The sequence below is a fragment of the Luxibacter massiliensis genome (genome assembly GCF_900604355.1).
Lineage (GTDB): Bacteria > Bacillota > Clostridia > Lachnospirales > Lachnospiraceae > Luxibacter > Luxibacter massiliensis.
The window spans coordinates 252,100-269,122 of the sequence record NZ_UWOE01000001.1 but is presented as its reverse complement, the minus strand read 5'-3'; the positions used below and the strand labels follow the sequence as shown (position 1 = coordinate 269,122).

Sequence of the window (17,023 nt, the reverse complement as noted above, 5' to 3'; positions counted from 1 at the left end):
ACGCCGCTGAAGAAGCCGGCGCCCCATGAAACAGCTCCCCGTTTCACATAAAAAATAAGGTAACAGAAGTTTGTGAAGTTTTTGTGTTATAAATGTGATATAGTTTTGAGCTTTCTGTGTTCAGCTACTTTCCCTTTTTTCCTCTCCTTGCATTTTTCAAAGTCAGGGCCGCCCACGCCAGAAGTATGATAACCAATATGGCCAATCCTCCCCACTGTGCAGGCTTTGCATCCTGGACTTTCTCTTTTGCTTCTTTCCTGTTCTGCCTTTCTTTGTCCTCTAATGAGTCCTCCTTCGTCCCTTCAATGGTTTCAGTTTCTTCTGTACTGGCTCCTGTGCCATCATTTTCTGCTGTTTCACTTCCAGCGCCTTCTTCTCCAGTTTCTTCCCCTTTCACAGCCGCCCCGTCTACAGACCTTGCCTTATCCTGCTCCTGGGGGGTTAACTGTTTGTAGACTAAATCTGCAATAAGTTCTTGTCCCTCCTGGTCAGGATGAAGTCCATCGTCCTGTACAAAGGCAACGATATCTGATTGAAATAAATCCACCACCTGATATCCATATTCCTCTGCCCGTTTTTCAATCATTTTATTCATATTCTGTATAATATCTTCCACAATCTTATTCATTGTACCGGGAAGCTCCATATTGTGCACAGGATTGTATATATTAGTAACAATAATCTGGGAATCCTCCTTTTTGTGGGCAGTAATTGTATCCATGGCCTTTATCCATTCCCCCTCAAAGGCCCCATAATCCCAGTTTCCCAGCGCATCAATAATTTTCAGGACCAGAAGAGGGTTATCTTTTACCGCAGCCTTTACCTCGTTCAGGGCCTCCCCAGCGCTTTTAAACTTGGTATCCGTGTCCAAAATTGCCTGGGCCTCCTTTTTAAACTCATTAAGTAAATCATTTGACCCCATAGTTACCAGGATTATATCTGCATTTTCCAGACTTTCCAACACCTCATCCTTTGCCAGAATTTTTTCATTGAGTCCTGCCGTGGCCAATCCATTTTTGGCAAAATTTTTATAAGTGTAGGGAATCCCCGCCTCACCGGCAACCCGCTCTGTCACTATCTGTCCATAGCTTTTTATCTCTATTGACTTATCTGAAGAATATCCCTTTGCAATACTGTCCCCCAGCACTGTACATGATAGGGATTCCTCCCAGGCCCCCACGGGCAAAGCCTGCTGTATAGACAGAAGCACTGTCAGCACAAAAAATCCCATTGTTTTCAGATACTTCCTCATCCGTTCCACTCCTAATCCTCTTTATTCCCGCGAGCAACGAGCCAAGCGGACATATTTACATGTCCATTTGGCGGCTGCCGCGAGGGTCTAATCCCCCCCGGCGCTTGCCCGCTTCTAGTTTGGCGCCCCGTATGCTTACATCGGGGTCATTGATTCTCACGCAGACTATCAGCACATATTTCAGCAAATCTATAGCCTTTATATTATCATTCCAGCATCCACCGGGTTTTACTGCCCTTTTCACTTTTCTCAACAACTAATTTACATTCAATCTGCTCTTTCAGCTCATTTACATGAGAAATGATACCTACAAGACCTTTTTCTCCAGCTAATTCCTGTAGGATCCGTATAGCTTTTTCTCGCGCGGAATCATCCAGCGCTCCAAAACCTTCGTCAACAAACATAGTTTCCAGGCTGACAGCACCGGCAGTATTCTGAATAATATCAGCCAATCCCAGGGCCATGGCAAGAGAGGCCATAAAAGCTTCTCCGCCTGAAAGTGTTTTTACATCTCTCACAGAATCATTGACAATATGATATACATCCAGGTCTAAGCCTGCCTGTCCCTGGCTTTTTAAGTCCTTGATTTCCCTGCACTGCAGTATAAATTCTCCAGATGTCATCCTTGAAAGCCTGTGGTTGGCTGCATAGATAACCTGACGGAAATACTTTCGCTGGACAAATGTCTCAAAATCTAGTTTTACACTGCCGCTTAAAGTGCCGTTTGCAGTACGGTTCAAATTATCAGCCATCTCATAACGACTCATCAAAGCTCCTCTGGCCTGAAAATACTGCTTCAGCTTTTCCCTTGCCTCAGTATTTTTATCCTGTATGCTGTGCAGGGAGAAAAGTTTCATTTTCTCTTCTTCTTGAAGCCTTTCTACTTCTCTGGCCTTATTTTTTAATTCCACTAACTCAACTGGCTGCCTGCCACGGGTCTGCTTAGCGAGCATCTTAATTTCTGTCTTATTTTGCAGGCATTCCTCATCATACGATTTTATCTCATGTTTCCTCTCCTCCTGTCCCTGAATCCACTCTTTAGCTGCATTATATTCCTGATAAGACAAAAATTTCTGAAGCTTTAATTCCTTCTGAAAGTATTCTTCCTCTTCCGCCTCTTTCATATACAGATCTTGAAGCTGTTTTTCCATGCTCTCCAGAAGTCCGTCTTTATGCTTGATCTCTTCCACCAATTCCCTAAATTCTTTTTCCTTTTTCTGGAATTCTTTATTTTTATGCTCCAACTCTTTTTCCAGACTTTTCAGGACCCTTCCCGCTTCATCCTCTGTTTTTATATCACCCTGGGGGAACCCTTCCAAGGCATTGGATAAAAACTGCTTCTCTGCCTTTAGCCTGGCCTCATCCTCCTGGAATTCTGTCTGTATAGTATTACGTTCCTTTTCCTTTTTATCCCTTATTTCTTTAGCTTTATGGACATCCTGCTGGTCAGGGATATCGTCTGGTGCCTCTGCCAAATTAGGATGTCTGACAGAACCGCAGACAGGACAGGGGATCCCGTCACTCAGGCTGCGGGCCAGTATGCCTGCCTGTCCTTCAAAGAACCGCCTGTACTTTTTATCATAATCCTCAGATGCTATGTGGCATTCATCAAGAATCTTAACCATCCTTCTCAGGCTTTCTTTATGCTGCTTCTCCAGATCCCGTATTTTCTCAAAATGACTCAATGAATCTCTCAGCCTGTCTATCTTTTGCCTCATCTTTGGCTCCTGGATCCTTTGCTCCTTTTCTTTCTGTTTCAGCGCCTCCTCTTTAGCATCTCTGACTTTCTTTTTTTCCTCTAACCATTTTTTTATTAAGGCCACCTCTTGATTCAGTCTTCCCGCCTTTTGTACAGTCTCCCTGTATGGCTCCTCTTTCAGGCAGACCCTTTGGGCGCGCTCTCCTTCCTTCTGCTGCCTGCGCAGTACCTCTATCGTCTCCCGTTTTCCCTCTAATTCCTTCTCTCTGTTCTGTGCCTGCTCTTTGAGGATAAAAAGCTGGTTTACTTCTTCCTTGCTTTTAATAGATGCATATAACTCTTCTGCCTGCCCTTTAAGGGAGTGGGCTTTTTCTTCTGCCTCTTTTACCATAGTCTGGCCCTGGCTGCATATTCTATCCAGGCAGGAAATAATTTCTTCCTCTGGCGGTACATCCAGCTTTATTAACTCCTCCCAGATTCCTTTTTCTTTTATTTTAGGCCCTACCTCTACCCGCTCTATTTCACGGGCACAGTCCTTTATATTATCCTCCAGGCCCATATAAAGCGCCTTGGCCTGTTCCTTTAATTCTTCCTGCACTTTCCAATATAAATTTGTCTGGAAAATCCGCGAAAAAATCCGCTTCCTTTCTCTGGACTCTGCATACAGAAGTTTCAAAAAGTCTCCCTGCGCAATCATGGCGATTTGTGTGAACTGGTTTACATCCAGTCCTATAATTTCCTCCAGCTTGCTGTCAATTTCTTTTTTTCTCCCCTGATATTCGGTACCATCAGGCAGCACCAGCCTGACGGACGCACTTTCCTTCACAAGCCTCAAGGAGCCATCTGCCTTTTTACGCTTTCCAGTCCTCATATATTCTGGATTTCTTCTGACAGTATATTTCCTCCCCCTATAACTAAAGCCATATTCTACAAATGTTTCTGCATCATCCCTGGCATACTGGCTGCGCATCATATTCCCTTCTCTCCTGCCGCCGCTTGTCCTGCCATACAAAGCATATGTAATTGCATCAAAAACTGTAGTTTTACCTGCCCCCGTGTCTCCAGTAATCAAAAACAGGCCATAGGGAATTTGGGTAAAATCAATCACCTCCATGTCTGCATAAGAACCAAAAGCAGACATGGTCAATTTCAATGGTCTCATCTTATTCTCTCTCTGCCTTTTCCATTATTTGCCTCATAAACTCCCGCTCTTCTTTTGAAATATGCCTTCCCTGAATTTCCCGGAAAAAATCATCAAATATTTCCAGAGGGTCATCCCCCCCGGGTTCATCCCGGAACTCCTCAAGGCGCCTGCGGGTTCTTGTATTGTCTATACGTATCTCCAATATATGGGAATATACCTTTTCCAACTGTTCTTTAGGCTTGTAGGGAGCCATCTCGTCTGTCAGGGTAATACTGACATAGTCCTCCCTGTTCGCCGCCTTTGCCTCCTTAAGTATATTCTTAAGCTCACCTTTGATTTTCCTTACATCCCGCAGAGGATGAAGAGGAAGTTCTTGTACACTGATCTCTTTGTGCTTTGGACCAAGTTCAATCACATGCAGTGATTTGATGTGTTCTGCCTCACTTACCGAGTATTTCAAGAGAGTCCCACAGTACCGGATATGGGGAACGGCCACTTGCTGCGCTCCATGTAAATGGCCTAATGCAGCATAATCAAAATCTTTTATGGATCCTATGTCCACATTGTCTATGCCTCCAACAGAAAACCTTTCAGAATCACAAGTCTGGGGTTCCTGTCTGCCCCCCATATAAAACTGGTGGGACAAAAGGACATTACGCTTGCTAAAATCTATATTCTCCCTCTGGATCATCCTGGATACTGCCTCCGTATAGCTCCCCGGCTCTGCATCCTGTAAAACCCCCCGGACATATCCAGGTTTTAAAAATGGAAGCAGATAAAAATCCACTTCCCCAAACTCATCTGCGAGAGTCACCCGCTTTAACCGCTCCCCCCGGCAGGAGGGCAGGCTGCCTGCTATATAAATGTTTTGCCTTTCCAGGATTCTGCCTGCATAATCCAGCCTTCTGCCAGAGTCATGGTTCCCGCTTATCACCATAATTGCCATAGGGCTGCCCTTCCCAGCCAGACTAGTCAGAAATTCATCAAAAAGTGCCACCGCCTCTGCTGACGGGACAGGCTTGTCATAAATATCCCCTGCAATCACAATTCCGTCAGGACGCAATGCTTCTACATAGGTTAATACTTCCTGCAGAATATGCCTCTGATCCTCCAGCAGGCTATACTGGTGAAGCTGCCTGCCTATGTGCAGATCCGATAAATGAAAAAATTTCATGCTACTCCCTTCCTTTACAGCCTCAGGCCCCGGTAACGGTTCAGGCATGCATGAATTTCCTGCCTTCTCGGCACTGCCAGGCTTGCCACATTTGAACTACTCTCACATAAGGATGCCAGTTGGCCGTTCTCGATTTTCCCTACTATCTCATTCACAATATCCTGTACATTCCTGCGCCCATTCAAAAGATGCTTTTCCGCATACCTGACACAATACCCGAGAGCCGTTACCTGCTCACTGTCCACAATCTGCTCCACATACCGCAAATCAATAGACTCTCTGTTAATCTGTACTGCTTCCCTTCCCATGGTTTTCATTTTAATTCTTTCGTTTCCTTTAAAAGCAGCATTTCCTCCAGGGCACCTTGTGAAGGTAGGATCAGGAGCGCCCTCTTTCGGGCCACTTAAAGCCGGAAAACTTTCTGCTTCCTTTTTGGCATACAGTGTAATATCCCTCGGTATATACCTGTCCATCTGGATAATACAGCCAGCAATATGAAAATATGCTCCCGAACTCCCTGCCACAATAATCGTAGAGATTCCAAATTTGTCATAAAGTTCAGAAATCCTGTCAATAAATGGCGTAATGGGTTCCATCTCCCGGTGGATTACTCTCTGCATCAATTCATCCCTTATCATAAAATTAGTGGCGCTGGTATCTTCATCAATGAGCAAAAGCTTTGAGCCGGCCTCCATCCCTTCTATCACATTGGCGGCCTGGGATGTGCTTCCGCTGGCATCCTCAGTATAGAAGCCTTTTGTATCCTTTCCATTTGGAAGATCATTAATAAACATAGAAATGTCCGTCTTTTTAATGCTTCGCCCGTCCTCTGCACGGATTTTCACAGCCGTATTATCTGTAATCACATATTCTCTTCCATCCCCCAAAATGTGGTTATATACGCCCAGCTCCAAGGCCTTTAAAAGTGTGGATTTGCCATGGTATCCTCCGCCTACAATCAGGGTAATCCCCTTTTGAATACCCATCCCCCTTATTTTCCCTCTATGTGGAAGCTCCATTTCCACTCTCAGCTCTTTGGGTGATTCAAAAGTCACTGCCCCTTTCATAGGCCGGGAGGAAACCCCCGATTCCCTCGGCAGGACGGAACCATCCGCCACGAATGCAGTGAGTCCCATCTCAGGCAGCCTCTCCCTGATATACTGCTGGTCATCAGCCAAATACGCTGTCTGAAGAATACGCTTTTTATCAGCGTTCTTATAATAAAGGGTCTGTTCTACACATTCTGGAAGAAAATCGAACAGGATTTTTATCAGCTCTCTTGCATTGATTGTCCTGCCGTTTGCCGGAAAGCCAGCCTCCAGCCTTAAAACCAGGTTTCCACTTTCTTCATCCACTGTACATGCCGTACGTTCCAGAACTTCCTGGCCGCACCTGCTGACTGCAAGCAGGCCACTTTTCCCTGACCCCTTTGCCTTGAATGCATAGCGGTCTGTAGATTTTGCAAACTGCCTTGTGAGATAATCCTGTAAGGCTATCCTGCGGTGCGCACTTTCATACAGTTCCGGCGGAAAACCTGCTATTTTGCCTTTTATATGGATACTCAGTTTAGAAGGCGCGGCAAAAGGATCTCCCTGCACATGGTCAATAGATAGCTGGTATCCTGGAAACTGATATATACCTTTTGTATCTTTATAGGCAGGATAACTTTTATGGTCAATCCTATTTAATAACCCTTTTAATTCAGTAGATGTCTGCATAGCTCAAACTCCTTTAAATTTTATTTACATATTTTTTCAGGACATGCAGGTAATACTACCTGTAAAAGACAGGATACTGCCGAATACAATTTCTTATATCCAGAAGCACCCTGTCTTTATGCCCGTTAACATTTCTTATTTCTTTCCGTCAAAACAGTACGTACATAATTTACATGGTGATAACCCGATAGACTTCACCAGGTCATCCACTCTGTGATACCTAAGCGTGGTGAAATTCTGGCGGCTGCGCACTTCCTCAACCATCTCCTCATAACGGGCACAGGCCGGGTTCGCATACTCCTCAAGAATTTCCGGTGTCACCTCCTCTTCCCTTTCCTGGATAATCTGTCTGGTAATCAAATCCAGTTCAGATTTAGAACGGGAAAAATTCAAATACTTACACCCAAAAAGAAGAGGCGGACATGCCGGACGGACATGCACTTCTTTAGCCCCACTCTGATACAGAAATTCTGTTGTCTCTCTTAGCTGTGTCCCCCGTACAATAGAGTCATCGATTAAAAGCAGCTTCTTATCCTCTATCAATGCCTGCACTGGTATCAGCTTCATCCTGGCAATCAAATTTCTTTGGCTTTGGTTGGTTGGCATAAAGGATCTGGGCCATGTAGGCGTATATTTGATAAAAGGCCTGGCATAGGGAAAGCCTGATTCATTGGCGTATCCAATTGCATGGGCAATCCCTGAGTCCGGTACTCCTGCCACAATGTCAGGCGACACACTCCCGGCATCTCTTTTTGCCAGCATACTCCCGCACCTGTACCGCATCTCCTCTACATTTACCCCCTCATAAGAGGAGGTTGGATAACCATAATATACCCATAAAAAGGAACATATTTTCATTTCCTCCCCAGGAGGGCTGACTGTCTCTACACTCTCAGGTGTAATAAAAACAATCTCCGCAGGCCCCAGCTCCTTATAGTCTGTATACCCCAGGTTGATATAAGCAAAACTCTCAAAAGATACACAATATGCCCCATCCTTTTTCCCAACCACAAGCGGGGTACGGCCGTACCTGTCCCTTGCCGCATACAGTCCCTTAGGCGTCATCAGGAGGAGTGTCATGGAGCCATCTACAATCTGCTGTACATAACGGATCCCATCTACTAATGTATCCGCCTTACAGATCAGCGAAGCAATCAGTTCCGTAGCATTAATCTGCCCCCCGCTCATTTCCTGAAAATGAGTATGGCCGTTCTCGTATACCTTCGCAAGAAGCTCGTCCATATTATTAATCTTCCCGACTGTCGTTATGGCAAAACTGCCCAGATGGGATTGTATAAGCAAGGGCTGAGGTTCATAGTCAGATATACAGCCAATCCCCAGATTCCCCTGTAACTCATCTACATCTTTCTCAAACTTTGTCCGAAAAGGTGAATTTTCAATATTATGGATTGCCCTCTGAAAACCTTCCTTGCCATAGGTGGCCATCCCTCCTCTCCTTGTGCCCAGATGAGAATGATAATCCACGCCATAGAACAGTTCCAATGTACAGTTTGTTTTTGAAGCTACTCCAAAAAAACCTCCCATTTGACTAATCTCCTCTCCAATTTTAAGCATCTCTTCATTGTTAAAATATCTGTTTTTCCATAAATTACGTTTAATCCGCATACATTCTACCACATATCTGTTGCCTGCGTAAAGCCTAACCATGCGTTACTAAAATGTTTTAGTGCATGGGATCCTCCACCCCACACCTTCCTGTGACTCCACGATAACTAACTATGAGGGCTGGCAGCATCCCCCAGCAGCTCAAACTGATTCTTCTTAAACAGCAGCAGTCCCTCTTTCTGCATCTTGGATAGTTCCCCTGAAAGTGCGCTGCGGTCCACGGAAAGATAGTCTGCAAGCTGCTGCCTGTTAAAGGGAATCGTTATATTCCTTCTCCCCTGCCTAACTGCCTCTTGGGACAGATATGACAAAATACGTTCCCGGATTGTTTTCGGTGTTATATGGTTCATCTTCTGGGTCAGGTACAAATTTTTTGAGGCCAAAATTGTCAGCAAGTTCCGGATTACGTGCTCCGGCCTGGACTCCGCAGGCACATCCTTTGCCATCACTCTTTCAATATCCAAAAACAAAACTGCAGACCGGACCGCGGCAACCACATCTGCCTGCATAGCCTCCCCCGGTATGCACGCATAGGTCTCCGCAAATACTTCCCCCGGCATAATATGGCCAATAATATTTTGGTTTCCCCACACATCTGTCCGCACCACGTTTACTCCCCCTGAGAGCAAAAGTCCCAGTCTGCGTATTTTCTGGCCCACATAATAAATCACGCCTTCCCGGGAATATTCTCTTTCTGATGCCCCCAGATATTTCAGCATTATTTCTGCCTCATATTCTGAAAGACCTGCAAAAAGGGGCGTCCGCACAATAAATTTGTAATCCACATTTTTCTCCTTCCGTTGTAACAACAACATTTTTATATTTTAAAATATATTACAATACCACTGTTGAGTCAATAACCCACAGACAACAGATCAAAGTATATTTCATCATTTAATGGCCCTATGCTTATTAGGCTCTAGCAATCCAATAAGTATGACTTTGCCAGGCGTGCCAACGCCTGCTAACCCTTTGGGGGCATGTATTTTGGCATGTGTGAGTATACATCTTTCAATCTATTGTCTGCAAAAAATCATAAAAATTTTCAGGAGGTACAAGAATGATACGAAAAATCATAGAAATCAATGAAGAAAAATGTAACGGCTGCGGATTATGCGCTGAGGCCTGTCATGAAGGTGCAATCGGCATGGTCGACGGCAAGGCACGTCTTTTAAGAGATGATTACTGCGACGGCCTGGGAGACTGTCTGCCAACATGCCCCACAGGGGCCATATCCTTTGTAGAGCGGGAGGCCAAAGCCTATGACGCTGAGGCTGTCAAGAAAAATCAGGCCAAAAAGAACGCCCCCCTCCCCTGCGGCTGCCCTGGTACAATGGCGAAGGAACTAAAAAGGCCTACACATAAAGCTGTCCCAGCCTGTGACCACTCATCTTCAGACTCATCCTCCGAGTCCCAACTGCGCCAGTGGCCCGTGCAGATTAAACTTGTCCCGGTTAGTGCGCCCTACTATGAAGACGCAAAGCTTTTGGTGGCTGCAGACTGTACGGCTTATGCCTACGCCCGGTTCCATGAAGATTTTATAAAGGGAAAGATTACACTCGTAGGCTGTCCAAAACTAGATGATATAAACTATGCAGAGAAACTTACTGAAATCCTAAAACAAAACTCTATAAAAAGCGTAACTATAGTCCGTATGGAAGTGCCCTGCTGTAAAGGACTGGAAGATGCTGTGAAAAATGCGCTGTCTGCCTGTGGCAAGATGATCCCCTGGCAAGTTGTCACTATTTCCACAGATGGGCAGATACTTGATTGACCATTGCCCCTCCCCAACCAAACCTGCGACCACAAGTCCCCCTGGATACTGCCCTTATCCAGGGGGACTGCTGCGTGGGGACGTCAAAACCCCCGATGCATACATACGGGGCATAAACTAGCAGCGATGCAAGCATCGAGGTATTAGACCCTGGCGGCAGCCGCCCAATGGACATGGGAACATGTCCGCTTGGCTCGTTGCCCGCAAGAATAAATTACTTTACTCCCCCGCACTTCTCCTTTATAATGTATTTGACAGACAGAGATTAATTTAAATTTCAAATATACAGGAGGGCAAAATATGTCACAAAGAACAGACATACACAAAGTACTGATTATTGGATCGGGCCCGATTATTATCGGCCAGGCCTGTGAGTTTGACTATTCAGGCACTCAGGCCTGTAAGGCACTGCGGAAATTAGGGTATGAGATTGTGCTGGTCAACTCTAACCCAGCGACCATTATGACTGACCCTGAGACGGCAGATGTCACCTATATTGAACCCCTGAACGTAGAACGGTTGGAACAGATTATCGCAAAAGAACGTCCCGACGCACTGCTTCCGAATTTGGGAGGCCAGTCTGGGCTTAATTTATGTTCGGAGCTTGCCTCCAAAGGAATACTGGAAAAGTATAACGTACAAGTGATCGGTGTCCAGGTAGATGCCATTGAGCGCGGGGAGGACCGTATCGAATTTAAAAAAGCTATGGATAAGCTCGGCATTGAAATGGCCCGCAGTGAAGTCGCATACACCGTTGAGGAGGCACTCTCTATTGCAGACAGGCTCGGCTACCCTGTGGTGCTCCGTCCGGCTTACACTATGGGTGGGGCCGGAGGCGGACTCGTCTATAACCGGGATGAGCTTAGAACCGTATGTGCCAGGGGACTGCAGGCCAGCCTTGTAGGCCAGGTTCTTGTAGAGGAGTCTATTCTTGGATGGGAAGAGCTTGAGTTGGAAGTTGTCCGTGATAAGGACAACAACATGATCACTGTCTGCTTTATCGAAAATATTGATCCGCTGGGTGTCCACACAGGGGATTCTTTCTGCTCTGCACCTATGCTCACTATCTCTGAGGACTGCCAGAAAAGGCTGCAGGAACAAGCATACAAGATTGTTGAATCTGTGGAGGTTATAGGCGGCACAAATGTGCAGTTTGCCCACGACCCGGTGAGTGACCGGATCATTGTCATTGAGATTAACCCAAGAACCTCCCGCTCCTCTGCACTTGCTTCCAAAGCCACTGGATTCCCTATCGCTCTCGTATCAGCCATGCTTGCCACAGGACTCACATTAAAAGACATTCCCTGCGGCAAATACGGTACCCTGGACAAATACGTGCCTGACGGTGACTATGTGGTAATCAAGTTTGCCCGCTGGGCTTTTGAAAAATTTAAAGGCGTGGAAGACAAGCTGGGGACCCAGATGCGCGCGGTAGGCGAGGTCATGAGCATTGGAAAGACCTATAAAGAAGCCTTCCAGAAAGCCATACGCAGCTTGGAAACAGGACGCTGCGGCCTTGGGCATGCAAAGGATTTTAACACAAGGACAAAGGAGGAATTACTGCAGCTTTTAATCACCCCATCCAGTGAGCGTCATTTTATAATGTATGAAGCCCTCCGCAAAGGTGCAGATGTGGATGAAATACATGATATTACAAAGGTTAAACATTATTTTATTGAACAGATGAAAGAACTTGTGGAGGAGGAAGAGGCACTCCTGAAAGAGAAGGGGCATCTGCCCTCCGACGCACAGCTTATAGCAGCCAAAAAAGACGGCTTTTCTGACCAATATTTAGGCCAGCTCCTGGAACTTCCTGAGAGTGACATCCGCAGCCGGCGCATTGAGATCGGTGTAGAGGAAGCTTGGGAGGGTGTGCATGTCAGTGGGACAAAGGATAGTGCGTACTACTATTCTACTTATAATGCCCCTGACAAAAATCCAGTCCATAATGACCGTAAGAAAATCATGATCCTCGGCGGCGGACCTAACCGCATTGGCCAGGGAATTGAATTCGACTACTGCTGTGTACATGCTTCATTGGCATTGAAAAAACTAGGATTCGAGACGATTATCGTCAACTGTAACCCTGAGACCGTCTCCACGGACTATGACACATCAGACAAATTATATTTTGAGCCGCTGACCTTGGAAGATGTGCTCAGTATTTATAAAAAAGAAAAACCTGTAGGGGTAATTGCACAGTTTGGAGGCCAGACTCCTCTGAATCTGGCTGCAGACTTGGAAAAGAATGGGGTCCGTATACTTGGTACTTCTCCTTCTGTCATTGACCTGGCAGAAGACCGCGATTTGTTCCGCGAAATGATGGAAAAACTGGAAATCCCCATGCCTGAATCCGGGATGGCTGTCGATGTTGAGGAGGCCATTGCCATTGCTAATAAAATAGGATATCCCGTGATGGTCCGCCCTTCTTATGTACTGGGGGGCCGGGGTATGGAGGTCGTATATGACGATGCCAGTATGGCAGGCTATATGAAGGCCGCTGTCGGAGTGACCCCAGACCGTCCTATTCTGATTGACCGTTTCCTCAACCACGCCATGGAGTGCGAGGCAGATGCCATTAGCGATGGCACCCATGCGTTTGTCCCCGCAGTGATGGAGCATATTGAACTGGCTGGCGTCCACTCTGGGGATTCTGCATGTATCATTCCATCTGTCCATATATCAGAGGAAAACGTAAATACAATCAAAGAATATACAAGAAGAATTGCAGAGGAAATGCATGTCAAAGGACTGATGAATATGCAGTATGCAATTGAGAACGGGAAGGTCTATGTCCTGGAGGCCAACCCCCGTGCTTCCAGAACTGTCCCTCTTGTATCCAAGGTCTGCAACATACGCATGGTACCTTTGGCAACAGATATTATCACTTCAGACATTACTGACAGGCCTTCTCCTGTACCGGCTCTCAGAGAACAAAATATTCCAAACTACGGGGTTAAGGAAGCTGTGTTCCCATTCAATATGTTCCAGGAAGTAGATCCTGTATTAGGGCCTGAGATGCGTTCCACCGGTGAAGTGCTGGGCCTTTCCCCCTCCTACGGAGAGGCTTTTTATAAGGCTCAGGAAGCAACCCAGACAAAGCTGCCTCTTGGGGGCACTGTCCTGATTTCTGTCAGCGGCAGGGACAAGCCTGAAGTTGTGGATATTGCCAGGAGTTTCGCTGAAGACGGCTTTCAGATTGTAGCGACAGGCACCACCTATGATTTGATCCGCGAAAACGGCATTGAGGCTGAGAGGGTTAAAAAATTATATGAGGGAAGGCCCAATATCCTGGATATGATCACCAATGGAAAGATTGACCTTATTGTCAACACCCCTGTGGGTAAGGATAGTGTCCACGATGACAGCTATCTGAGAAAAGCTGCAATTAAAGCAAAGATTCCTTATATGACGACCATGGCTGCTGCCAGAACCACTGCAAAGGGAATCAAATATGTCAAAGAGCATGACCGGGGAGGAGTTAAATCCCTTCAGGAACTGCACAGTGAAATTACTGACAAATAGAGATAATGCATAAAGTTCTGGCAGGACAGCAATGATCACATTAATCTGCCCATTGTACAAAAGGAAATAGCTGAGGGGATTCCGTCGGAATCCCCTCAGCTATTAAAAAACTTCCTCAAACCAGCTTTTCACACTCTCTAAGGCAAAATATGTCCCGCGCTCAGATAAATCTGGTACCATTCTTCTCTTGTCAGGCGAATCTCACTTCCCCGTGCTATCTCCTCCAGTCTGTCCAAATTGGTCGTCCCTGCGATCATTTGAATATGTGCAGGATGTCTTAATATCCAAGCCGCCGCTATAGCCGTTGGAGTCGTATCATAACGCTCCGCCAACTCTTCTAGCTGTTGGTTAAGTTCAGGATATTTGCTGCTCCCTATAAACACTCCTTCAAAAAATCCATACTGGAACGGAGACCATGCCTGGATTGTCATGTCATGCAGGCGGCAATAATCCAGGACGCTTCCGTCATGGTCTACAGACCCTTCTGTCAGCATATTTACTTCCATTCCATTTGCGACCATATTAGAGAAAGGGATGCTGAACTGGAGCTGATTTGTGACAATGTCCTGCTTCACATACTTTTTCAGCAATTCAATCTGCATGGGTTTATGATTAGATACCCCAAAATTCCTTACCTTACCGGAAGCATTGAGCAGGTCGAATACTTCTGCAACTTCCTCCGGCTCTACCAGGGCATCCGGCCTGTGAAGCACTAGTACATCCAAATAATCTGTATTTAATCTCTTCAAACTGTTTTCCACAGATTTTAAAATGTGTTCCTTGGAAAAATCATACATCACACCCGGTACTATCCCACATTTGGACTGCAGAATCACATCCTCACGCCTGAACTCCGTTTTTTCAAACGCCTCTGCAAACAAGGACTCACACTTTCCATTACCATAGATGTCTGCATGTTCGAAAAAATTCATACCCAACTCCATGCATTTATTTATGTAGACTTCAATATCGTCCTCGTCCAGGGTATTAATCCTCATACATCCAGCTGCAATTACCGGAACCTCCAGACTCCCGGATCCCAATGTCATTTTTTTCATTTTCTGCATCCTCCCACACATTTTCAACACGCTGCGGCATATCTGCCGGCTAAACTGCCTCTATATTCAGATACGCAAAAACCCCAACGAAGTCCACTTCCAAAAGCGGCATGTTGGGTTCAATTTCTGTTATTATATAATCTGCAAAATAATTTCGTCAAGGACTTTCAAATAATTTCCCTTTATCCTTTCTCCGCCTGGGTTCCCCGATGCCTGTGGCGCCGCTTGCTGCACAGTATGTCTTTATATCTATTGAGAAAGGATATCCCGATATAGTGTCTCACTCATTGAAAAAAGCAGATTACGTGTATACTACCAAAATACGGATATATATTTCCGTTTTCCATTATTCACATTTGGGAGGAATATAATTATGTGGAAAGAAAGTGATCCCATTGGAATTGACCACATTGACAGGCAGCATAAAGAATTATTCCCTATGGCAGGACAGCTTGTACAATCAGCCTTATCCTTATGTGAGCTTACTAATATTTCCTGCGGGAATGCAACAATACAGCTTTCCCAGAAGAAGATGGACTGTAACGTCACAACCCCGCATATATCCGAAACCCCTGCCTTTATTTCTGAAACTTCCAGCATTGTTTTAGATTCTGATTATGGCAGGATGGCAGTTGCCATACTCAGCAGCTAGTAGCCAAAGCCAATAATTCCCTATTTTTCTATTGTGCAACTCTCGAAAGAACCAATGGCCTTACAGACTGAACATACATCCGGCCTGTCCTCAAAGGTTGCCCCACAGAACATACAGCGGTACCCCTCGACTTTCCTCTTTGCTGAAGGTGTCTCCCTCGCCTGGGATGTGGCCTGAGCATTGCCCTCCTTGGCAGAATGGGCCTTTTTCTTCATGCCAATCAGCTTTTGCAGAAAACGGCGCTCGTGGTCTTTTTCGATCTCCGCCACCTTTTCAAACATATCCGCTATCTCATCAAGGCCCTCTTCTCTCGCTGTTTTCGCAAACCCAGGATACATATCAGTCCACTCATCATTCTCCCCTGCCGCTGCGTCACTTAAGTTTTTCTCTGTATTGCCCAATCCATCATTAAGCATGGAAAACCAAATCTTTGCATGGATCATTTCGTTTCCAGCCATTTTCTCAAAGAATTCAGCTATCTCCGCCTGTCCCTCTGCCTTCGCCTGCATGGCATAATATGTATATTTGTTCCTGGCCATAGACTCTCCTGCCAATGCAGTCCTCATATTCTTCTCTGTTTCTGTCCCTTTTAAGTTCATAGATATTCTCCTTTATAAAATTAATAACAATTACTATTTTTAATATATTCCAGTTTCTGCCTTTTGTCAAGTAGATTCTATACTAAATCGGTCTCCTTACTTTTTCTGAAAATAGGACTCCAATAATCCTTTCATATATCACAAAGCCGGACCACCCCGAAACATCAGTTATTTTATTCTTGCTATCTATAACTGGTTTTGCTAGAATGTGCTTATATTCAATAGCTTCTGCAATCGGGAGGGGTGAGACGCATGAAAAGGGATCCAACTACCGTGTCCAAGAATATGAGTAAAATACGCAGCCAGGATACGTCCATAGAATTACAGCTCCGCAGGGCCCTATGGCACAAAGGGTACCGCTACCGCAAGAATTATAAGGCCCTTCCTGGCTCTCCTGATATCGTACTGACCAAATATAAAATTGCAATTTTCTGCGACAGTGAATTTTTTCATGGAAAAGATTGGGAAATTCTTAAGCTGCGTCTTGAAAAGGGAAATAATCCAGACTATTGGATCAAAAAAATCGAGCGGAACCGCAGCCGTGACTGGGAAAATGACAAAAAGCTTCTTTTTCTTGGTTACACTGTAATCCACTTCTGGGGACGAGATATTTTAAAGCATACAGAAGAATGCCTGAAGGCTATTGAGGAATCTGTCTGGGACAGGCAATTGAGTGATGCGGCGGCGGATTCTAGCCAATATGAATAATATCTATGTTTTATATTTTTACTCTTTACTGAATGTATCTGCCTATCATTAAGTCAAAGGCCCCGGTTCAGGCATCGGGGTACTAGACCTTTGC

General features: G+C 45.4%; 12 protein-coding genes. 4 read left to right on the top strand and 8 right to left on the bottom strand.

Annotated features, from left to right (window positions below; all coding sequences use genetic code 11):
* Positions 1-124: 124 nt before the first annotated feature.
* The 6 genes from EFA47_RS01320 to EFA47_RS01295 form a co-directional block, all read right to left on the bottom strand.
* Positions 125-1,252: an SGNH/GDSL hydrolase family protein gene (locus EFA47_RS01320; RefSeq protein WP_122641671.1), complete on the bottom strand. Its 1,128-nt coding sequence runs from the start codon at positions 1,250-1,252 to the stop codon at positions 125-127.
* Between the two features lie 206 nt (positions 1,253-1,458).
* Positions 1,459-4,113: an AAA family ATPase gene (locus EFA47_RS01315; protein WP_122641670.1), complete on the bottom strand. Its 2,655-nt coding sequence runs from the start codon at positions 4,111-4,113 to the stop codon at positions 1,459-1,461.
* Between the two features lies 1 nt (position 4,114).
* Positions 4,115-5,269: an exonuclease SbcCD subunit D gene (locus tag EFA47_RS01310; protein WP_122641669.1), complete on the bottom strand. Its 1,155-nt coding sequence runs from the start codon at positions 5,267-5,269 to the stop codon at positions 4,115-4,117.
* Positions 5,270-5,283: 14 nt separating this feature from the next.
* Complete coding sequence (locus EFA47_RS01305; protein WP_122641668.1) at positions 5,284-6,987, bottom strand: ABC-ATPase domain-containing protein; 1,704 nt, start codon at positions 6,985-6,987, stop codon at positions 5,284-5,286.
* A 135-nt stretch (positions 6,988-7,122) separates the two neighbouring features.
* Complete coding sequence (locus tag EFA47_RS01300) at positions 7,123-8,532, bottom strand: amidophosphoribosyltransferase (protein WP_122644355.1); 1,410 nt, start codon at positions 8,530-8,532, stop codon at positions 7,123-7,125.
* A 188-nt stretch (positions 8,533-8,720) separates the two neighbouring features.
* Positions 8,721-9,398: a Crp/Fnr family transcriptional regulator gene (locus EFA47_RS01295; RefSeq protein ID WP_235853189.1), complete on the bottom strand. Its 678-nt coding sequence runs from the start codon at positions 9,396-9,398 to the stop codon at positions 8,721-8,723.
* Between the two features lie 275 nt (positions 9,399-9,673).
* Here EFA47_RS01295 and EFA47_RS01290 point away from each other — a divergent pair, with 275 nt between their 5' ends.
* Together EFA47_RS01290 and carB are read left to right on the top strand one after the other, a co-directional pair.
* Positions 9,674-10,387, top strand: a complete 714-nt coding sequence (locus tag EFA47_RS01290) for an ATP-binding protein (RefSeq protein ID WP_122641666.1) — start codon at positions 9,674-9,676, stop codon at positions 10,385-10,387.
* 300 nt (positions 10,388-10,687) lie between these two features.
* Positions 10,688-13,912: a carbamoyl-phosphate synthase large subunit gene (gene carB / locus EFA47_RS01285; RefSeq protein ID WP_122641665.1), complete on the top strand. Its 3,225-nt coding sequence runs from the start codon at positions 10,688-10,690 to the stop codon at positions 13,910-13,912.
* Between the two features lie 137 nt (positions 13,913-14,049).
* On the opposite strand, the gene EFA47_RS01280 is transcribed toward carB, so the two are convergent.
* On the bottom strand, positions 14,050-14,970 hold the full coding sequence (locus tag EFA47_RS01280; RefSeq protein WP_122641664.1) for an aldo/keto reductase: 921 nt from the start codon (positions 14,968-14,970) through the stop codon (positions 14,050-14,052).
* Positions 14,971-15,343: 373 nt separating this feature from the next.
* Here EFA47_RS01280 and EFA47_RS01275 point away from each other — a divergent pair, with 373 nt between their 5' ends.
* On the top strand, positions 15,344-15,622 hold the full coding sequence (locus EFA47_RS01275) for a hypothetical protein (protein ID WP_122641663.1): 279 nt from the start codon (positions 15,344-15,346) through the stop codon (positions 15,620-15,622).
* Between the two features lie 20 nt (positions 15,623-15,642).
* Here the strand turns inward: EFA47_RS01275 and EFA47_RS01270 are convergent, their stop codons facing one another.
* Positions 15,643-16,221, bottom strand: a complete 579-nt coding sequence (locus EFA47_RS01270) for a rubrerythrin family protein (RefSeq protein ID WP_122641662.1) — start codon at positions 16,219-16,221, stop codon at positions 15,643-15,645.
* A gap of 252 nt (positions 16,222-16,473) precedes the next feature.
* Here EFA47_RS01270 and EFA47_RS01265 point away from each other — a divergent pair, with 252 nt between their 5' ends.
* Entirely contained in the window at positions 16,474-16,929 is a 456-nt protein-coding gene (locus EFA47_RS01265; protein WP_122641661.1) for a very short patch repair endonuclease, read from the top strand.
* The last annotated feature ends 94 nt before the right edge of the window (positions 16,930-17,023 follow it).

Bases quoted from the DNA above. Each gene is read 5' to 3' on its own strand.
- EFA47_RS01265 (WP_122641661.1), top strand. From the start codon at position 16,474: ATGAAAAGGGATCCAACTACCGTGTCCAAGAATATGAGTAAAATACGC.
- EFA47_RS01310 (WP_122641669.1), bottom strand. From the start codon at position 5,269: ATGAAATTTTTTCATTTATCGGATCTGCACATAGGCAGGCAGCTTCAC.
- EFA47_RS01315 (WP_122641670.1), bottom strand. From the start codon at position 4,113: ATGAGACCATTGAAATTGACCATGTCTGCTTTTGGTTCTTATGCAGAC.
- EFA47_RS01320 (WP_122641671.1), bottom strand. From the start codon at position 1,252: ATGAGGAAGTATCTGAAAACAATGGGATTTTTTGTGCTGACAGTGCTT.
- carB (WP_122641665.1), top strand. From the start codon at position 10,688: ATGTCACAAAGAACAGACATACACAAAGTACTGATTATTGGATCGGGC.
- EFA47_RS01290 (WP_122641666.1), top strand. From the start codon at position 9,674: ATGATACGAAAAATCATAGAAATCAATGAAGAAAAATGTAACGGCTGC.
- EFA47_RS01280 (WP_122641664.1), bottom strand. From the start codon at position 14,970: ATGAAAAAAATGACATTGGGATCCGGGAGTCTGGAGGTTCCGGTAATT.
- EFA47_RS01305 (WP_122641668.1), bottom strand. From the start codon at position 6,987: ATGCAGACATCTACTGAATTAAAAGGGTTATTAAATAGGATTGACCAT.
- EFA47_RS01300 (WP_122644355.1), bottom strand. From the start codon at position 8,532: ATGGGAGGTTTTTTTGGAGTAGCTTCAAAAACAAACTGTACATTGGAA.
- EFA47_RS01270 (WP_122641662.1), bottom strand. From the start codon at position 16,221: ATGAACTTAAAAGGGACAGAAACAGAGAAGAATATGAGGACTGCATTG.
- EFA47_RS01275 (WP_122641663.1), top strand. From the start codon at position 15,344: ATGTGGAAAGAAAGTGATCCCATTGGAATTGACCACATTGACAGGCAG.